Annotated in this window: 12 protein-coding genes and 1 pseudogene; 11 read left to right on the top strand and 2 right to left on the bottom strand. The window is 72.7% G+C overall.

Features of this window, described 5'->3' with window-relative positions:
- The first annotated feature begins 45 nt into the window (after positions 1–45).
- From AB0M28_RS21500 to AB0M28_RS21485, 4 genes are all read left to right on the top strand, one after another.
- A complete protein-coding gene (locus AB0M28_RS21500) occupies positions 46–993 on the top strand; it encodes a sugar ABC transporter permease (RefSeq protein WP_365407125.1) in 948 nt (315 codons plus the stop codon).
- Positions 990–1811, top strand: coding sequence for a carbohydrate ABC transporter permease (locus AB0M28_RS21495; protein WP_365407091.1), 822 nt, complete (start codon positions 990–992; stop codon positions 1809–1811). Before AB0M28_RS21500 ends, AB0M28_RS21495 begins: the two co-directional genes overlap by 4 nt.
- Positions 1812–1908: 97 nt before the next feature.
- Positions 1909–3186: an extracellular solute-binding protein gene (locus tag AB0M28_RS21490; RefSeq protein ID WP_365407088.1), complete on the top strand. Its 1278-nt coding sequence runs from the start codon at positions 1909–1911 to the stop codon at positions 3184–3186.
- A 54-nt stretch (positions 3187–3240) separates the two neighbouring features.
- Positions 3241–6441 carry a family 78 glycoside hydrolase catalytic domain gene (locus AB0M28_RS21485; protein ID WP_365407086.1) on the top strand — a complete coding sequence of 1067 codons (3201 nt, stop codon included), beginning with the start codon at positions 3241–3243 and terminating at the stop codon, positions 6439–6441.
- On the opposite strand, the pseudogene AB0M28_RS21480 reads toward AB0M28_RS21485, so the two are convergent.
- Positions 6436–6634, bottom strand: a pseudogene (locus tag AB0M28_RS21480) (hypothetical protein); the annotation flags it as partial. The gene AB0M28_RS21485 and the pseudogene AB0M28_RS21480 sit on opposite strands and share 6 nt — an antisense overlap.
- A 253-nt stretch (positions 6635–6887) precedes the next feature.
- On the bottom strand, positions 6888–7466 hold the full coding sequence (locus AB0M28_RS21475) for a DoxX family protein (RefSeq protein WP_365407083.1): 579 nt from the start codon (positions 7464–7466) through the stop codon (positions 6888–6890).
- Positions 7467–7574: 108 nt separating this feature from the next.
- Between AB0M28_RS21475 and AB0M28_RS21470 the strand changes: the two genes are divergently transcribed.
- From AB0M28_RS21470 to AB0M28_RS21440, 7 genes are all read left to right on the top strand, one after another.
- Positions 7575–9101, top strand: a complete 1527-nt coding sequence (locus AB0M28_RS21470; RefSeq protein ID WP_365407080.1) for a CYTH and CHAD domain-containing protein — start codon at positions 7575–7577, stop codon at positions 9099–9101.
- Between the two features lie 117 nt (positions 9102–9218).
- A complete protein-coding gene (locus tag AB0M28_RS21465; protein WP_365407077.1) occupies positions 9219–11174 on the top strand; it encodes a TIGR03960 family B12-binding radical SAM protein in 1956 nt (651 codons plus the stop codon).
- 264 nt (positions 11175–11438) lie between these two features.
- Entirely contained in the window at positions 11439–11792 is a 354-nt protein-coding gene (locus AB0M28_RS21460; RefSeq protein ID WP_365407074.1) for a hypothetical protein, read from the top strand.
- A gap of 222 nt (positions 11793–12014) precedes the next feature.
- A complete protein-coding gene (locus tag AB0M28_RS21455; RefSeq protein WP_365407071.1) occupies positions 12015–12221 on the top strand; it encodes a hypothetical protein in 207 nt (68 codons plus the stop codon).
- A gap of 313 nt (positions 12222–12534) precedes the next feature.
- Entirely contained in the window at positions 12535–13878 is a 1344-nt protein-coding gene (locus AB0M28_RS21450; protein ID WP_365407068.1) for a hypothetical protein, read from the top strand.
- 184 nt (positions 13879–14062) lie between these two features.
- Positions 14063–14785 carry a TIGR03936 family radical SAM-associated protein gene (locus tag AB0M28_RS21445; protein WP_365407065.1) on the top strand — a complete coding sequence of 241 codons (723 nt, stop codon included), beginning with the start codon at positions 14063–14065 and terminating at the stop codon, positions 14783–14785.
- Positions 14786–15071: 286 nt separating this feature from the next.
- Entirely contained in the window at positions 15072–18854 is a 3783-nt protein-coding gene (locus tag AB0M28_RS21440) for an Rne/Rng family ribonuclease (protein WP_365407062.1), read from the top strand.
- Positions 18855–18943: the final 89 nt, after the last annotated feature.

Genomic DNA, 18943 nt, shown 5'->3' with positions numbered 1-18943 from the left:
ACCCATAATTCTGAAACGTTTCATCCGAGAGGTGTGTCCGTGACCATGACCCGGAGCGACCGACACGCGGCCCCGGCCGCCGTCGCCGCTCGTCGAACCGACCGGAGGAGCGGCGACCGCCGCGGCCGGATCACGCCCTCCTGGTGGTTCGCCGCGCCCGCCCTGCTGCTCTTCGCGTTCGTCGTGCTGGTGCCCAGCGGGCGCGGCGTGTACTACGCGTTCACCGACTGGGACGGCCTGGACCCCTCGTACTCGATGGTCGGCCTGGACAACTTCACCGCCATGCTCAGCGACGACGACGCCGTCCAAGCCCTCGGGAACACGCTGCTGATCGCCGTGGCGATCACCGTGGTCCAGAACGGGGTGGGGCTGCTGCTCGCGCTCGGGGTGAACAGCGCGATCAGGTCGCGCAACGTGCTGCGGGTGCTGCTGTTCGCGCCCGCCGTGGTCACCCCGGTCGTGACCGCGTACCTGTGGCGCAACCTGCTGGGTCCCGACGGAGCGGTCAACAGCCTGCTGGGCCTGGTCGGCCCCGACTCCTGGAAGCAGGACTGGCTGGGCGATCCGGACCTCGCCCTGTGGTGCGTGGTGGGCGTGATCGTGTGGCAGTTCGCCGGCTACTCGATGGTCATCTTCCTCGCCGGGCTGCAGTCGATACCGAAGGAGATCCACGAGGCGGCGGACATCGACGGTGCCGGACCGGTCCGCCGCTTCTGGTCGGTGACACGGCCCCTGCTGGCGCCGGCGCTCACCATCAACCTGATGCTGTCGGTCATCGGCGGGCTCAAGCTCTTCGACCAGGTGTACGCGCTCACCGGCGGCGGCCCCGGGCATGCCACCGACACCCTCTCGACCCTGATCTACAAGGACGCCTTCACACTCGGCGAGTTCGGCTACAGCATCGCGCTCGCCGTGGTGCTCACGATCATCGTGGCGGTCGCCTCCACCGGGCAGTACCTCGGGCTCGCCCGTCACGAGAGGAGCGCGTCGTGACCCGCTACCGTCCGCGCACACTCGCCCTGGAACTCGTCATGGCCGCCGTCGCGCTGGCCGTCGCCTTCCCGTTGTACGTCCTGGTCAACCTGGCCGTACGACCGCCGTCGGACACCTCCTCGCCGATCCGTCCGACCGCGTCCCCCACCCTGGAGAACTTCACGGCGGCCTGGCGGCAGGGCGGACTGGGCGGGGCGCTGGCCAACAGCGTGCTGGTGACCGTGTGCAGTGTCGTGGTCGTGCTGGCCGTCTCCTCGTTCGCCGCGTATCCGCTCGCGCGGGTGACCGCCCGGTGGTCGCGCTCCGTGTTCCTGCTGATCATGCTGGGGCTGGTGCTGCCGTTCCAGCTCGGGGCCCTGCCGCTGTACCAGACGATGCGGGATCTCGGACTGCTCGGCAGCCCATGGGCGCTGGTGCTGTTCTACAGCGGTCTGCAGGTGCCGTTCACCACCTTCCTGTACACCGGTTTCCTGCGCACCCTGCCCCGGGACTTCGAGGACGCCGCGCTCATCGACGGCTGCACGCCCGCACAGGGCTTCCGCCATGTGGTGCTGCCGATGCTGCGGCCTGTCACCGTCACCGCGCTGGTCCTCAACACCGTCGCGGTGTGGAACGACTTCTTCACCCCGCTGCTCTACCTCAGCGGCAGCGCGCAGCAGACCATGCCCGTCGCGATCGCGGGCTTCGTCGGCCAGTACGTCACCGACTGGCCCCTGGTCTTCGCCGCCCTGGTGATCAGCATCGTGCCGGTCCTGGCCGTCTACTTCGCCCTCCAACGCAGCATCATCAGCGGCTTCGCCGGGGGCCTGAAGGGCTGAGAGACCGGTATCCGCCACTGCCCAGCCCGCACCTCCACCTGCCGGGCACCCATCCGAACCGGCGGTGAACGCCGCCCTTCTCCACGCGGGAGAGACCATGAGAGAACGCAGACCGTCCGCCCTGGCCGCGGCCACGACCGCCGGCGCCCTGCTGGCCGTACTCGCCGCGTGCAGCGGCGGCACCAACGCCGGCAGCGATGCCGGAGGCGGTACGAAGACGCTGACGCTGGCCTCGTTCGACCAGGGCTCGCTGGAGGATGTCGTCAAGGCGTTCGAGAAGGACAACCCCGGCGTCAAGGTGCGCTACACGCTCAGCGGCGCCGACCAGTACCAGCAGCAGATCCGCACCAAGCTGGCCTCCGGCACCGCGCCCGACGTGATGTCGGTGTGGCCGGGCAACGGCAACCCCGGCGCCACCCATGTCCTGGCCGAGCCGGGCTACCTGATGGACCTGTCCGACCGCCCGTGGGCCGCGAAGTACCCGCCGGCCCTCAAGAGCCTCGCCCAGTACGAGGGCAAGACGTACAACGCCATCTTCGGGCAGAACGGCATCGGCGCGGTCTACAACCAGGACGCCCTGGACAGGTCCGGCCTGACCGCGCCCGGTACCTGGAGCGAGCTGCTGGCCTTCTGCAAGGACGCCGCCGCCAAGGGCACTCCGGCCTTCGCCCTGGGCAACCAGGACAACTGGGTGACCCAGATCGCCCTGTACGCGCTGGTCGCCACCACGGTCTACGGGCCCGACCGGGACTTCGACCAGAAGATGCAGGCCGGTCAGGCCACCTTCAGCGATTCGGCGTGGACCACCGCCATGGCCAAGTACCAGCAGATGGAGGAGACCGGCTGCTTCCAGAAGAACCCGCTCGGCACCAGCTACGAGGCCAGCCAGGACCTCGCCGCCGGCGGCAAGACCCTCGGCATCATCCAGGGCAACTGGGTGATCGCCCTGCTCAAGGGCAAGAACCCGGCCGGGAGGTTCACCCTCGGGGTGCTGCCCGCCACGGACGACCCGGCCTCGTTCCTGATGCCCGCCGCGGCGGGCGGCGGCTACGGGGTCAACGCCAAGACCAAGAACAAGGAACTGGCGCTGAAGTTCGTCGACTTCGTGATGTCGCCGAAGGGCATGAACCTCTTCGTCACCAAGCAGGGCAGCCTGCCCGCGCTCCCGGACACCGGCTTCACGGTCGACCCGTCGCTGACCGAACTGTCCACGTTCATCGGGGACGACCGGACGGTTCCGTTCATGGACCAGCTGTGGCCGAACCCCAAGGTGCAGCAGACCATGCTCAGCGGCCTCCAGGAGATCTTCAGCGGACAGTCGACCGCGGACCAGGTGCTCGCCGCCATGGACAAGGACTACCGGGCCGGATCCTGACCGACCCCGTCAACAGCCCGCACCCGCAGCACGACCGACGCCAAGGAGTCACGCATGCCCGTGCCCAACGATCCGCCCGCGGCCCTGAGCCGCAGACACGTCATCGGCATCTTCGTCGCCGGAGCAGCCGGGGGCACGCTGCCCGTCTGGGCGGCCGGACCGGCGACCGCATCGGTACCACCAGCCGAGGTCACGGACCTCGCCGTCAACGGCCGCGGTGACGAGCCGCTCGGTGTCGACGACCCCACCCCCCGCCTCAGCTGGCGCGTCACCGGCGCCGCGGCCGGCTGGCGGCAGACCGCCTACCAGGTACGTGCCGCACACGGCGTTCAGGACCTGGCCCGCGGCCGCTACCTGTGGAACTCCGGCAAGGTCGCCTCGGAAGCGCAGACCGACATCCCCTGGGGCGGCACGGCGCTGGGCTCCCGTGCGGAGGTGGTGTGGCAGGTCAGGGTCTGGGACACGGACGGCGGTGTCACGGACTGGAGCCGTCCGGCCCGGTGGGAGATGGGGCTGCTGCAGCGCGCCGACTGGGGCACAGCCCGCTGGATCGAACACCCCGGCCGCACCCTCGCCGACCCGTTGCCCGTCTTCGCCCGCGCGTTCACCGTCGACGCGCGGCCCGGGGCGCAGGTCGACAAGGCGCGCCTGTATCTGTCGGGCGTCGGCCTGCACCACGCCACCCTCAACGGTCAGGAGGTGACCGACGAGGTGCTCGCCCCCGGCAACTCCAACTACCAGCTCTCCACGGAGTACCGCGCCTACGACGTCACCCGTCTGATCCGCGACGGCGCCAACACCCTGGGGGTCGAGCTGGGGCACGGCACCGCCCTGGTCACCCGATCCGTCACCAACCCGGCGACCGGCCGCACCGCCCCGTACAGCTGGTGGCAGAGCCAGTTCAAGGGGAGCGGGACACTCGTCCGGACCGCCGTCGCCGGGGACACTGCCGTCAACGTGAGCAGCGTGACCGGATACCACGTCGCGGGCACGATCAACATCGACACCGGCGACGGCGGGGCCCGGCTGGAGTCCCGGACGATCACCGCGATCGGCACCGAGGGACCGGACGGCACCGGGATCGCCTTCGAACCCGCACTGGCCGCCGCCCATCCGGCCGACGCCGCGGTCACGGGCTCCGGGAACTCCCTCGCGAGCACCGATCCGAGCGCCGGAGCGGCGGTGACGCCGCGGCTGATCGCCCGCCTCGAGCTCACCAGGGCGGACGGCTCGGTCCAGACCGTCGTGAGCGACCCGTCCTGGCGCACCGCCACGGGACCGTCGACGACCGCCAACTGGTACTCGGGCAGCGACTACGACGCCCGCCGCGAGCAGCCCGGCTGGCACGCACCCGGCGCTGATCTCGGGGCCTCGGCGACCCGGCGCGACGGCTCGCCCACCGGGTGGGTGCCCGCCGGTGTCGCGCCGCCGCCCAACCTGACGACCGAGCTGGTGTGGCGCGCGGCCGAACCGGTGCGGGTGATGGACCGGATCCGGCCGGTCAGCGTGACGCAACCGCAGCCGGGAGTGTGGGTGTTCGACTTCGGCCAGGCGTTCTCGGGCTGGCCGGAGCTGGCCATCGACGGCACCGTGCCGGCCGGCACGGTGATCAGGATGCTGCCCGCCGAGTCCCTGGCCGCCGACGGCACGGTCGACCAGGCGTCCATCCGGGGCGGCGGGGCCGGCCGCGGCACCGACATCTTCGCCTCCTACACCACCCACGGCGACCGCCGCGGTGAGCGCTGGCACCCGCGGTTCCACTACTTCGGCATGCAGTGGGTCCAGGTCACCGGCCTGCCCGCGGACTACCGGCCGACCGAGCAGACGCTCACCGGCCTGCAGCTGCACGCGGACACACCGGTGGCCGGGCGGATACGGACATCGAACGAGCGGATCAACCGCATCCACCGGATGTCCCGTTACTCGATCATGAGCAACACGATGTCGACGTTCACCGACTGCCCCGGCCGCGAGAAGCTCGCGTACCCCGCGGACTACCTGCAGCCCTTCGGCTCACTGCACCGCAACTTCGGCTACGCCGCCTACCTGCGCACCATGCAGCGCCATCTTGTGGAGGGACAGTCCAGGGCGGGCGACAACATCGGCAATGTCGCCCTGAAAGCGCCCGTCTACGACTGGGGCTACACCGGCCGCTTCGGCGACGAGATCAACTGGGGCAACGGCATCATCCTCGTACCGTGGTTCCTGTACGAGACCTACGGCGACACCCGGACGATGGCCCGCCATTACCCGCAGATGCAGGCGTTCCTGCAGTACATCAGGACGCGGAAGGCCGGCACCGGCGCCGACGCCCATATCGTCGACGCCGCGCTGGCCGACTGGATCGCCGCCGACCCCACCTCGGGCCGCATCACCGGCACCTGGGGCTACCACCAGATCGCCGACCGGATGGCGCGCATGGCCGCCCTGCTGGGGAACGACGCCGACGCCCGCGAGTACGGCGACCTCGCGACCGCCGTCAAGGCGGCGTTCAACGCCGCCTTCTACAACACCTCGCTGGGCCGCTACACCAGCCAGGGCGACGCGGGCACCGCAGGGGCCACCCAGGCCGCGCAGGCGCTCGCGCTCGACGAGGGACTGGTACCGGAGGGCGAGCGCGGGCGGGTACTGGACGCGCTGGTCGAACTCGTCCGCGGCTACCAGCCCTTCGGCGGCGGCCCGCACCTCAGCGGCGGCACCATCGGCCTCGCCCCGATCGTGCGGGCCCTCACCGACGGCGGCCGCGACGATGTGCTGTGGGACGTCCTGCAGGAGGACACCCGGCCGAGCTACGGCTTCTTCCTGGCGTCGACCACCGCCAACCCGCAGGGCCTGACCACCATCCCCGAACACTGGAACTTCACCCAGTCGAAGAACCACATGATCCTGCTGCAGATCGAGGAGTGGTTCCACAGCGGCCTGGCCGGCATCCGACAGGCGCCCGGCTCGGCCGGCTACCGCGACCTGGTGATCGACCCCCGGCCCGTCGGCGACCTCACCCACGCCGAAGGGGCCTATCGCACCCCGTACGGCACGGTCGCCAGCCAGTGGACGCTGGACGACGGCGTCTTCCGTCTGACGGTGGAGATACCGCCCAACACCACCGCCCAGATCCGCGTCCCGACCGCAGGCGGCACACCTCCCGCGCCCCCAGCAGGCGCCGTGTTCCAGCACCTGGACGGCGACCGCGCCGTCTACCGCGCGGGTTCGGGGAGGTACGCCTTCACCAGCCGCCCGGGCCGGGCCGGGTCGTAGGGCCCGGGCGACGAGTTCCGGTGTGCCCGGGGGCGACGCCGACGAGGTTGCCGCGCTCGAGCGTGGGGCGGTACTCCACGCTCATGCCGACGAGTGCGGCGACCTCGCCACGGCACAGGCCGTGGACGCGACGCCGGGGGCCGGACCCCGCCGCTCGCCATGTCGTGCCCGACGAATGATCCGGGTGGGACAGGCGGAGCCGGATGACCCGCCCGGAATGGCCGCCAGGCAAGAGGGCGCAGGGCCAACACCAGCCCGGCCGGCGTTTGAGGCCGAGCGCCGTCCAGGCGCGAAACGCGGGCGCAGCCCGCGAAGGGGGCCCGGGGGCGAAGCCCCCGCAGCGCAACGCAAGCCGCATGGGTGCCGACGTACACCGTCAGCCGACTGCGCCGCCAAAGCCGACGTACACCGTCAGCCGACTGCGCCGCCAGAGCCGACGCGCAGCGTCAGCCGTACGCGCGCCAGAAGAGGACGCCGACCCCCGAGAGCACCCCCACCGCCACGCCCGCCAGGGCAAACGCGAACGAGTTGCGCTTCAACCCCGGGACGAACGCGTCCACCGACAACCGCCCAGGCCCCGCAAGGGCAACGCCCACCGCCCCCGCGGCAAGCAGCAGCTCGAGCTCGATCCCCCCACCCGCCTCGAACCACGGCCCCCGCCACCCGAACCCCCAGCTCAACGCCGACGCGTTGATCATCACCCCGAGGACCGCCGCCCCCGCCAGCGGCGTGAGCACCCCGAGCACCAGCCCGACGCCCCCGGCGACCTCCGCACACGACAGCACCCAGGCCATGATCTTCGCCTGCGGATACCCCGCCGCGGCGACCAGCTGCTCCGTACCGTCCCGCCCCGGCCCGGACCACCAGCCGAACAGCTTCTGCGCCCCGTGCATCGCGACGGCGACACCGACCGCGAGCCGCGCGACCAGCAGCGCCGCATCCGCCCGCAGCGAGCCGTCCGGGCCCGCGGCGGTCTCGTCGGGGGTGGTCGTCAGGGAGGGCAGTGTCTCGGCTTCGGCAGACATGTGTTCACTCCAAGGTTGGCGTGCCCGCGACACTATTGGATGGGAACCAGGGGAGCGCAACCCTCTCGCCCCCTGCCCATCGGGCTCCTGCCCAGCTAGATTCGGTTCATGGCGGACATCGTGCGGGAGATCGAGCAGAAGTACGAGGCAGCCGACGACCAGAAGCTCCCCGGCCTCCGCAAGGTGCCGGGTGTGGCGACCGTGGTGGACAAGGGCTCCGTCGCCCTGGACGCCACCTACTACGACACCGAGGACCGCCGGCTGGCCGCCGACGGCATCACCCTGCGCCGCCGCACCGGCGGCAGCGACGCGGGCTGGCACCTGAAGTTCCCCGTGTCCCCCGGCGTACGCGACGAGATCCACGCCCCCCTGACCGACGACCTGCCCCGCCGCCTCACCGCGCTGCTGCGCTCCCGCATCCGCGACGCCGCGCTGCTGCCCCAGGTCCGCATCGCCTCCGACCGCGCCGCCCACCAGCTCCTCGACGCGGACGGCACCCTCCTCGCCGAGGTCAGCGTCGACCACGTGTCCGCCCACCGCCTCGGCTCCTCCGGCGGCGCGGAGGCCGCCTGGACGGAGGTCGAGGCCGAGCTCGGCGCCGACCAGGACCCGGCCGTCCTCAAGGCCATCGGCAAACGCCTGCGCAAGGCGGGCCTCACCCCGGCCCGTACCGCGTCCAAACTGGCCCGCGCCCTGACGGAGACCGCCCCGCCCGGCGGCGAGACCACCTGGCAGCCGCATCGGGCCGTCGGCGAGCACGGCACCGCGGGCGCCGCCGTGCTGGAGTACGTCACCACCCAGGCCGACGCGCTCGTCACCCTCGACCCCGCGGTACGCCGCGACCTGCCCGACTCCGTGCACCAGATGCGCGTAGCCACCCGCCGGATGCGCAGCGCGTTCAAGTCGTACCGGAAAGTCCTCGACCGCGCCGTCACCGACCCGATCGGCGCCGAACTCAAGTGGCTCGCCGCCGAACTCGGCATCGACCGCGACCGCGAGGTCCTCACCGACCGCATCCGCGCCGCCGTCGAGGAGCTGCCCCGGCCCCTGGTCGCCGGCCCGGTCCGCGGCCGCATCCGCACCTGGTCCAGCGCCCGCCGGCAGGGCTCGCGCCGGCACATCATCGCCGTACTCGACTCCCGGCGGTATCTGGAACTCCTCGCCGCGGTCGACGGCCTCCTCGCCGGCCCGCCGCTGCGCAAGGCCGCCGCCAGACCCGCCCCGGACGTGCTGACGAAGGCGATCCTCGACGACTTCGGCCGCGTCGCCGCCCTCATCGAGACCGCCCTCGCCGAACCCCCCGGCCCCGAACGCAGCACCGCCATGCACGAGGCCCGCAAATGCGCCAAGCGCGCCCGGTACGCCGCCGAACTGGCCCGCCCGGTCCTCGGCAAGGCCGCCAAGAACTTCGCCGGCGACATGACCACCCTGCAGGAACTCCTCGGCGACCACCAGGACAGCGTCGTCGTCCGCGAGGCCCTGCGCGACATCGCCGCCCAGGCGGCGGCAGCGGGCGAGAGCGCCTTCACGTACGGCGTCCTCTACGGCCGCGAGGAGGCCCGCGCCGCCGACCGCGAACGCGAGCTGCCGGGGCTGTGGGCCGAGGTGGGCACGCCCGAGGTGCGCCGGGGCTGAGCCCCTCCCGGCGGCCGTGATCGCCGGGAACAGCACGCTGACCTGCGTAAAGGGGGAGGACGACGCCGGTCGGGTTATTCTGGGTGGTCACCTTCACGTACCCACGAGGAAACCCCCATGCCTGTCGAAAGCGTCTTCCCGCAGCTGGAGGCCCTTCTCCCGCATGTGCAGAAGCCGATCCAGTACGTCGGCGGCGAGCTGAACTCGACCGTCAAGCCGTGGGACGAATGTGACGTGCGCTGGGCGCTCATGTACCCCGACGCGTACGAGGTCGGCCTGCCCAACCAGGGCGTCATGATCCTGTACGAGGTCCTCAACGAGCGCGCGGGCGTCCTCGCCGAGCGCACCTACAGCGTGTGGCCGGACCTCGAGGAGCTGATGCGCAAGCACGACGTGCCGCAGTTCACCGTGGACAGCCACCGCCCCGTGAAGGCGTTCGACGTCTTCGGCCTCAGCTTCTCCACCGAGCTGGGCTACACGAACATGCTCACCGCGCTCGACCTCGCCGGCATCCCGCTCGAGGCCAAGGACCGCGGCGACGACGACCCGGTCGTCCTCGCCGGCGGCCACGCCGCGTTCAACCCCGAGCCGATCGCCGACTTCATCGACTGCGCCGTGATCGGCGACGGCGAGCAGGCCGTACTGGAGATCACGGAGATCATCCGCGCCTGGAAGGCCGAGGGCCGCCCCGGAGGCCGCGAGGAGCTCCTCCTCCGCCTCGCGAAGACCGGCGGCGTGTACGTCCCGCGCTTCTACGACGTCGAGTACCTGCCCGACGGCCGCATCGGCCGCGTCGTCCCGAACCGCTCCGGCGTGCCGTGGCGCGTGTCCAAGCACACGGTCATGGACCTCGACGAGTGGCCGTACCCCAAGCAGCCCCTCGTCCCGCTCGCCGAGACCGTGCACGAGCGCATGTCGGTGGAGATCTTCCGCGGCTGCACCCGCGGCTGCCGCTTCTGCCAGGCCGGCATGATCACCCGCCCGGTGCGCGAGCGCTCCATCACCGGCATCGGCGAGATGGTCGACAAGGGCCTGAAGGCGACCGGCTTCGAGGAGGTCGGCCTGCTCTCCCTCTCCTCCGCGGACCACAGCGAGATCGGCGACATCGCCAAGGGCCTCGCCGACCGCTACGAGGAGGACAAGATCGGCCTGTCCCTCCCGTCCACCCGCGTCGACGCGTTCAACATCGACCTGGCCAACGAGCTGACCCGCAACGGCCGCCGCTCGGGCCTGACGTTCGCCCCCGAGGGCGGCTCGGAGCGCATCCGCAAGGTCATCAACAAGATGGTCTCGGAGGACGACCTGATCCGTACCGTCTCCACGGCGTACGGCAACGGCTGGCGCCAGGTGAAGCTGTACTTCATGTGCGGCCTGCCGACGGAGACGGACGACGACGTCCTGCAGATCGCCGACATGGCGACGAAGGTCATCGCCGAAGGCCGCAGGGCCTCCGGCCAGAACGACATCCGCTGCACGGTCTCCATCGGCGGCTTCGTCCCCAAGCCCCACACCCCGTTCCAGTGGGCCCCGCAGCTCTCCGCCGAGGAGACGGACGCCCGCCTGACCAAGCTCCGCGACAAGATCCGCGGCGACAAGAAGTACGGCCGCTCCATCGGCTTCCGCTACCACGACGGCAAGCCCGGCATCGTCGAGGGCCTACTCTCCCGCGGCGACCGCCGCATCGGCGCGGTCATCCGCGCGGTGTACGAGGACGGCGGCCGCTTCGACGGCTGGCGTGAGTACTTCTCGTACGACCGCTGGATGCGCTGCGCGCAGGCGACGCTCCCGTCGTACGGCGTGGACGTCGACTGGTACACGACCCGCGAGCGCACCTACGAGGAGGTCCTGCCCTGGGACCACCTCGACTCGGGCCTGGACAAGGACTGGCTCTGGGAGGACTGGCAGGACGCCCTCGACGAGACGGAGGTCGAGGACTGCCGGTGGACGCCCTGCTTCGATTGCGGGGTGTGCCCTCAGATGGACACGTCCATCCAGATCGGCCCGACGGGCAAGAAGGTGCTGCCGCTGACGGTCAAGAACGCCGTGCCGGCGGCGGGCGGTCACGCGCACTGAGGCGGGCGCGGATGCCCGTAGTCATCGCCTGAGTGGCCGCCCCCGGTTCGCGGGCGGCCCTCGGCCTTCCTAGCGTGGCGGTAACGGCTGCGGAGGAGTCAGGCGATGGCGGAGAGCGAGCCCGGGGCCGGCGGTGCGCGGTGGGGGCCGCGCCCGGGTGCCGGTCCCGCTCCGGCAGGGCAGTGGGGGCCTGCCGTACCGCCGCCACAGAGGCGACCGCGAGGGCGTGGTTGTCTTTGGGGCTGCCTCGGGGCTGCGGCCGCGGTGATCGCCGTCGTCGTGGTCGTGCTGGCGGTCGGGCTCGGGGAGTGGGCCGAGGATCCCGAGAAGAAGGAGCATCCACCGTCGGCCGACGTGAAGATCACGTCGTGCACCGTGGATCCGGCGACGCGGTGGCCGTCGGCCGGGCTGGAGATCCGCAACCACAGTTCGGAAGCGTCGACTTACTTCGTAACGGTCGAGTTCACGGTGCCGGACGGGACACGCCTCTCTGAGGGTGTGACAGGTTCCCTGACCGTCGCTCCGGGCCAGACGGTGAGGACGTCGGTGATCGGCCCTGACGAGGTCCCGGAGAACGTGGCGTGCAAGGTTGTGGACGTGGACCGGTACGCCGGCTGACCCATGCCGAGGGACGCCGACGGCGGTTCTCTCCTATTCTCCTGCCACGGAGCGTGAACGGTCCGCCTCCGGTCTGGACGGACGCCGGGGGTGGGCGCGGTGGCAGGGAACGGTTTGCGGCTTGTTGCGAGGGCCCATATCGCCGTGGCGGCGGTGGCCTTGCTGGGTTCTCCGGCAATGGCCGGTTGCGCGGCCCCGCCTGACTGCCCGGAGGCCGGTGAGGTGTCGGTTCTCGATCTGCCGCCGGGCCTCAACGTGTACGAGTGCGACGTCGAAGGCGTCGTCGTCACTTACGAGGGGACGGGGTCCGAGTTCCCGGAGCCCGGAACGGCCGTGGTCGTCACCGCGGATGGGGCGGACGGCGGGCGGGGATTCACCCTGGAGGTCGCCCCCGACGGCACTGTCTCCTACCGCCTGATCGACGGGTGACCCCACGGTGTGCGTGCTCACGGCGTGACCTGCGGAACCCGTGGAGCTGGGACGGCTGGAGGTGTCCGAGGGGCGGCCGGGGGAGACGGCGCTGGTGCTGGGTTCGTTCCGGCGGCGGAACAGGGACTGGGACTTCGTGGCAGGCGGAAAGGGCTGTCGCGGCGGCCCGGACGAACTGGTTCCCGAGCCCGGCATCGAGGTCGACCGACGTCGCGGCTCCGGTGCGCATCACGGACCGGTCTCGCCCGGAACGCGCGGCGTGGTGCGCCGCGTCTTACGGGACGGGTCGTGTTCGGAACGGGGGGAGGGCGGCATGTCGGCGCAGGAGATGGGCGGGTCGGCACCGGCGGGCGGTTGCCTGACCGCCGCGGTGCGGGTGCCGGTGCGGATCTTCGTGCTGGTGCTTGTCGTGCCTGTGCGGGTGGTGTGGGACGCGGTGGTGCTGGCGGCGAAGGCCGTGCGGCGGAGTGTGCTGCGGCCTGTGGGGCGGGGGTTGGCCTGGTTGGGGCGCGTCTTCGTCGTCGTGCCGGTGTCGTGGGTGGTGGCCGGCCTCGGATGGGTGTGGCGGGTGCTTGTCGTCGCGCCTGCGGTGTGGTGCTGGCGGTGGCTCGTGGTGGCTCCGGTCCGGTGGGTGTGGGCCTCCTTGCTCGTGCCCCTCGGGCGTGGGGTGTGGTGGGTTCTGGCCGGGGTCGGGCGGCTCGTCGCCGCTGCCGCGCGTGCCGTGTGGGCCGGGATCGTCCTCGTCGCGCGCGGGGCCGGGTGGTGTTGGCGGACGTTCGTCGTGGCGCCCCTCGGTTGGCTTTACGGCGCTCTGCTCACCCCCCTCGGGCACGGCGTGCTGTGGGCGCTGCGCGCCGTGGGGGGCGCGATCGCGTGGCTGGTGCGGTGGCTCGTCGTGGTGCCGGCCGGATGGCTGTGGGCTGGGGTGGTTCTCGTCGCGAGAGGGATCGGGGCCGTCGGCGCGTGGTGTTGGCGGACGCTCGTCGTGGCGCCCCTCGGGTGGCTCTACCGGGTCGTCCTGACGCCCATCGGGCACGGCGTCGTCGCGGCGCTGCGGTTCCTGGGGCGGGTTCTCGTCTGGCCCCTCCTCGCGCTGTGGCGGTGGGTGCTGCTGCCCCTCGGGCGGGGGATCGTCATCGTCGGGCGGGAGGTCTGGGACGCCCTCGGCGTCGCCTGGCGGGTGGCCGGGTACCTGTCGCGGGCCCTTGGGCGGGGGCTGAAGTGGCTGGGGCGCATGGCCGTCACGCCCTTCCGGTGGGCATGGGTGTACGTCGTACGGCCCGCCGGCCGCGCCGCTCGGGCGGCCGCCCGAGCTGCCGGGCGGGTCGCGGCCCGGGCGCTCGCCCCCGTACGGCGGGTGCTGCGCGAGGCCGGGCACGCCGTACGCGACGCCTGGGCGACCGCGCGGCAGACCGTCCGGCAGACCCGGCGGGACCTGCGTGTCGCGCTCTTCGGCGCACCCCGCGACAAGGCGGTGGCACCGGCGGCCGACCTGCCCGGGCTCAGCGCCGCCGACGCCGCTGGGCTCACCGCCGCCGACACCGGCCCGCTCACCGCCGCCGACATCGGCCGGCTCACCGCCGTACCCCCGCAGGCCGTGGACCTGGGCAAGGCCGGGCGGCCGGGGGCGGTGCGGGAACCGGGACGTCACCGCTGAGCGTCCCCGTGCAGGGTGCGACGGCCGGACAGCCGCGGCCGGGCCGGGCGCGTACCCTGTACGAAGGACCGGGTGCACGGTCCCCCGCCGACGCGGAGGACGACGCCCCGGACCCGACCGCCGTACACAAGGAGTAGTTCCCCTGGGCAAGCGACAGCCCGAAGGCCCCCCGCCCGCACCCACGGTGCAGCGGGTCAGACTGCGCTACACCAAGCGCGGCCGCCTCCGGTTCACCAGCCATCGTGACTTCCAGCGCGCGTTCGAACGCGCACTGCGCCGGGCCGAGGTGCCCATGGCGTACTCCGCGGGCTTCACCCCGCACCCGAAGGTCTCGTACGCCAACGCCGCCCCGACCGGCACCGGCAGCGAGGCCGAGTACCTCGAGATCGGGCTCGCCGAACAGCGCGACCCGGCGAAGCTCCTCGCGCTGCTCGACGAGTCCCTCCCCGAGGGCCTCGACATCACCGACGCCGTCGAGGCGCACACGTCCGGCCTCGCCGAGCGGCTGGAGGCTTCCGTATGGGAGCTCCGGCTGGACGGTGTCGAGCCGGAGGCCGCCGAGCGGGCCGTCGCGGCCTTCCTCGCGGCGGAGTCCGTCGAGGTCGAGCGGCAGACCAAGAAGGGGATGCGCGCCTTCGACGCACGCGGCGCCGTGGTCTCCCTGGAGGCCGTCCGTCCACAGGCCGATATGCCCGCGACGGGTGCCTGTGCGATACTGCGGCTGGTAGTGCGGCACGTGACACCTGCCGTACGACCCGACGACGTCCTGTCCGGCCTTCGCGCCGTGGCCGACCTGGCGCCGCCGGTCCCCGCAGCGGTGACCAGGCTGGCGCAGGGGCCGCTCGATGAGGAGACCGGCGCGGTGACCGACCCGCTCGCGCCCGACCGCGACGCCGCTCAGGCCTGAACCACGGCACTCGAGCGGCCGCCGCGAAGGCGCCGGGCCGGACCTGCGTGGCAGGACGGAGTCGACGCCCAGCCGCAGACCAGGAGCCACCCGGGACCGGCGGGCGCGATGGACCAGCAGACTTTCGCCGGTCCGCAGCCGTCACGGACGGCGGCGGGCCCGGCGAGCGAGACAACAGCTCCCGTGTGGCGCACATGCCGCGGGCGGCGGACCGTGACTCATCACCACGGTCTCGCCGACCTCGTCGCGGCATGGCGCCCGGGAGCGTGACGGGAGTACCACCCGCATGCTCGAACCGATCGAGCCCACGGACCGTGATTCCGGGGCCAGCATCGACGACAACAACAGCCCGGGCGACAAGCTGCCGCCCCGCCGTCGGCGCCGCGCGGCGTCCCGGCCGGCCGGCCCGCCCGTGACGCCGGCGACCAAGGACGATCCGGTCGCCGCCATACCGCCTGCTCAGGAGGCCGCCGAGGCCGAGGAGACGCCCGCCGCCGAGGCGGCGGAGCCTGTGGCCGCGGCCGAGGCCGCCGTTCAGGCGGAGCCCATCGCAGAGCCCGCCGCGGAGGCCGCGCCCAAGCGCCGCAGCCGCCGCCGGGCCACCGCACCCGCCGGCACTCCGCAGACCGACCAGCCCGTGGACACAGCCGCAACCGACACCGGGGAGGGCGAGATCCGCGTGGCCGATTCCGCCGATCAGACCGACCAGACCGATACGACCGACCAGAGCGACCGCACGCAGGCCGACGCGCAGGCGGAGGCGGCCGAGGCCGCTCCGAAGCGCACCCGTCGCCGGGCGACCCGCCGTGCCAGCGCGCCGGCCGGTTCCCCGCAGTCCGCGGAGACCGCGGCCGCCGAGACCGTCGTCGCGGAGCCCGCTGCCGAGGCCCCGAGCGAGTCGCCCGCCGCCGAGCCGGAGCCCGCCGCCGAGGCGGAGGCGGCCGAGGCCGCCCCGAAGCGCACCCGTCGCCGGGCCACCCGTCGTGCCAGCGCGCCGGCCGGCTCCCCGCAGGGCGCCGAGGCCGCGGAGAGCGTGGTCCCCGAGACCCCCGCCGCCCAGCCCGAGCCGGCCGCCGCCGAGGCGCCGGAGAAGGCGGAGGCGCAGGAGACGCCGGAGGCCGAGCCCGTGGAGGCCGCCCCCAAGCGCACCCGCCGCCGCGCCACCCGTAAGACAGCCGCGGCGGAGCCCCAGGCCGTGGAGACCCCCGCCGCCGAGGCCGCCCAGCCGCAGCCGGCCGCCGCCGAGGCGCCCGAGGCCCCGCAGCCCGTCGCCGAGGCCGCCGCCGAGGTGGAGACCGAGGACGCCGCCCCCAAGCGCACCCGCCGCCGGGCCACCCGTAAGACCGCCGCCCCGGAGTTCAAGCAGGCCGCCGAGCCCGCCGAGGCGCCCAAGGAGGAGGAGACCCCCGCCGCGCGCCCTGTCGCGTCGATGTCCCTGTTCCAGGCGCCGGTCTTCACCGAGCCCCAGTTCCAGACCCCCCAGCGCGCCGCCGCCGAGGCCCTGCAGGAGGCCGAGGGGCGCGCCGCCGAGGAGGAGCCGGAGGAGGAGGCCGAGGAGGTTCTGGAGGCCGAGGAGGAGCAGTCCGCCGAAGCCGAAGCCGAGGCCGAGGCCCAGGACGAGGAGCGTCCCTCGCGCCGCCGCCGGCGCGGTGGCCGCCGCCGTCGCCGCGGCGAGTCCGCGGACGCCGAGGCCGAGGAGCGGGACGAGGAGGACACCGAGGGCGAGGCCGCCGCGGAGTCCGAGGAGGACCGGGCCGACGAGGAGGAGGCCGACGAGGACGAGGAGCACGCCGGGGGCTCCGGCTCCAGCAGCTCCAGCCGCCGCCGTCGGCGCCGCCGGCGCCGGGCCGCCGACTCCGAGGCCGAGCCGGGCTCGCCGGACGACCCGGAGCGTACGGTCGTCAAGATCCGCGAGCCGCGCTCCGCGAAGGAGGTCTCGGACGAGGTCCAGTCCATCAAGGGCTCGACCCGTCTGGAGGCGAAGAAGCAGCGCCGCCGTGAGGGCCGCGAGCAGGGCCGCCGCCGGGTGCCGATCATCACCGAGGCGGAGTTCCTGGCGCGCCGCGAGGCCGTCGAGCGGGTCATGGTGGTCCGCGAGAACGGCGAGCGCACCCAGATCGGCGTGCTGGAGGACAACGTCCTCGTCGAGCACTACGTCAACAAGGAGCAGGCCACCTCGTACGTCGGCAACGTCTATCTGGGCAAGGTCCAGAACGTGCTGCCGTCCATGGAGGCCGCCTTCGTCGACATCGGCAAGGGCCGCAACGCCGTGCTCTACGCCGGTGAGGTCAACTTCGAGGCCCTCGGCCTGTCCGGCGGCCCGCGCCGGATCGAGTCCGCCCTGAAGTCCGGCCAGTCCGTCCTGGTGCAGGTCACCAAGGACCCGATCGGCCACAAGGGCGCCCGGCTGACCAGCCAGGTCTCGCTGCCCGGCCGCTACCTCGTGTACGTGCCCGAGGGCTCGATGACGGGCATCAGCCGCAAGCTGCCCGACACCGAGCGGTCCCGCCTGAAGCAGATCCTCAAGAAGATCGTCCCCGAGGACGCGGGCGTCATCGTGCGCACCGCCGCCGAGGGCGCGAGCGAGGAGGAGCTGACCCGCGACGTCCACCGGCTGCAGTCGCAGTGGGAGGAGATCCAGAAGAAGGCGAAGAACGGCAACGCCCCGACGCTGCTGTACGGCGAGCCGGACATGACCGTCCGCGTCGTGCGCGACATCTTCAACGAGGACTTCAAGAAGGTCATCGTCAGCGGCGACAAGGCGTGGGAGACCATCCACGGTTACGTCTCCAACGTCGCCCCGGACCTCACCGGGCGGCTGGAGAAGTGGACGTCCGAGGTCGACGTGTTCGCCACGTACCGGATCGACGAGCAGCTGATGAAGGCGCTGGACCGCAAGGTCTGGCTGCCGTCCGGCGGCTCGCTGGTGATCGACAAGACCGAGGCGATGGTCGTGGTCGACGTCAACACCGGCAAGTTCACCGGTCAGGGCGGCAACCTCGAGGAGACCGTCACCCGCAACAACCTGGAGGCGGCCGAGGAGATCGTCCGCCAGCTGCGGCTGCGCGACCTCGGCGGCATCGTCGTCATCGACTTCATCGACATGGTGCTGGAGTCCAACCGCGATCTGGTGCTGCGCCGCCTGATCGAGTGCCTGGGCCGCGACCGTACGAAGCACCAGGTCGCGGAGGTCACCTCGCTGGGCCTGGTGCAGATGACCCGCAAGCGGGTCGGCCAGGGCCTGCTGGAGTCCTTCTCCGAGCCGTGCGTGCACTGCAACGGCCGGGGTGTCATCGTCCACATGGACCAGCCGACGGCCGCCGGCGGCGGCGGTGGCGGTGCCAAGAAGAAGGGCAAGGGCGGCAAGGACAAGAAGGACAGGTCCGGCCCGCAGCAGGTGCACGAGGCGTCGCAGGCCCCGGAGGAACTGGACCAGCACGACGGCCACCGGCACGAGACGGCCGCCGAGGTCCTCGCCGAGACGGCCGAGCCCCAGCGGCTCGCGGAGCCGGCGTTCGCGCCGGACGAGGAGCTGTACTCCAGCCCCGCGGAGGCGGAGGCAGCCGCCGCGGCGGGCCGCCGCGGCCGGCGCCGGGTGACGCGTAAGGCGTCGGCGCCCGCGGGTCCGCCGAAGGCGGCGGCCGCGGAGCCGGTGGAGATCACGGTTCCCGTGGCGGAGGCCGAGGCGCCCAAGGCCGAGGAGCCGCAGGTGCCCGCGGCAGTCGAGCCGGAGCCGGAGCCGGAGAAGCCGGCCCGCACCCGGCGCCGGGTGACGCGTAAGGCGTCGGCGCCCGCGGGTCCGCCGAAGGCGGCGGACGGCGAGCCGGTGGAGATCACCGTGCCCGTGGCGGAGCCGAAGGCCGAGGAGCCGGGGGCCGAGGAGGCCGAGCAGCCGAAGAAGCGCACCCGCAAGGCCGCCACCAAGGCCACCGCGGAGAAGAAGACCGCCGCGAAGAAGGCGACCGCGAAGAAGACGGCCGCCAAGCGCCCGGCGAAGAAGGCCGCCAAGAAGACGGCGGCCGCCGAGCAGGACCAGATCCCGACGGTCACGGCGACCACGGAGAGCTGACACCCGCGCAACGGGCCCGGGGACCGCGGTCCCCGGGCCCGTTCGCGCGCGGGGTGCGTCTCGTTCTGGTGGACCCCCGCCGGATGAAG

The organism is Streptomyces sp. NPDC051940 (assembly GCF_040680895.1).
Lineage (GTDB): Bacteria > Actinomycetota > Actinomycetes > Streptomycetales > Streptomycetaceae > Streptomyces.
The sequence above is the reverse complement of the archived record's forward strand: the minus strand, read 5'-3'. Positions and strand labels throughout refer to the sequence as shown.

Excerpts from the sequence above, each read along its gene's own strand:
- AB0M28_RS21500 (WP_365407125.1), top strand. The coding sequence starts at position 46 with ATGACCCGGAGCGACCGACACGCGGCCCCGGCCGCCGTCGCCGCTCGT.
- AB0M28_RS21490 (WP_365407088.1), top strand. The coding sequence starts at position 1,909 with ATGAGAGAACGCAGACCGTCCGCCCTGGCCGCGGCCACGACCGCCGGC.
- AB0M28_RS21485 (WP_365407086.1), top strand. The coding sequence starts at position 3,241 with ATGCCCGTGCCCAACGATCCGCCCGCGGCCCTGAGCCGCAGACACGTC.
- AB0M28_RS21475 (WP_365407083.1), bottom strand. The coding sequence starts at position 7,466 with ATGTCTGCCGAAGCCGAGACACTGCCCTCCCTGACGACCACCCCCGAC.
- AB0M28_RS21470 (WP_365407080.1), top strand. The coding sequence starts at position 7,575 with ATGGCGGACATCGTGCGGGAGATCGAGCAGAAGTACGAGGCAGCCGAC.
- AB0M28_RS21465 (WP_365407077.1), top strand. The coding sequence starts at position 9,219 with ATGCCTGTCGAAAGCGTCTTCCCGCAGCTGGAGGCCCTTCTCCCGCAT.
- AB0M28_RS21450 (WP_365407068.1), top strand. The coding sequence starts at position 12,535 with ATGTCGGCGCAGGAGATGGGCGGGTCGGCACCGGCGGGCGGTTGCCTG.
- AB0M28_RS21440 (WP_365407062.1), top strand. The coding sequence starts at position 15,072 with ATGCTCGAACCGATCGAGCCCACGGACCGTGATTCCGGGGCCAGCATC.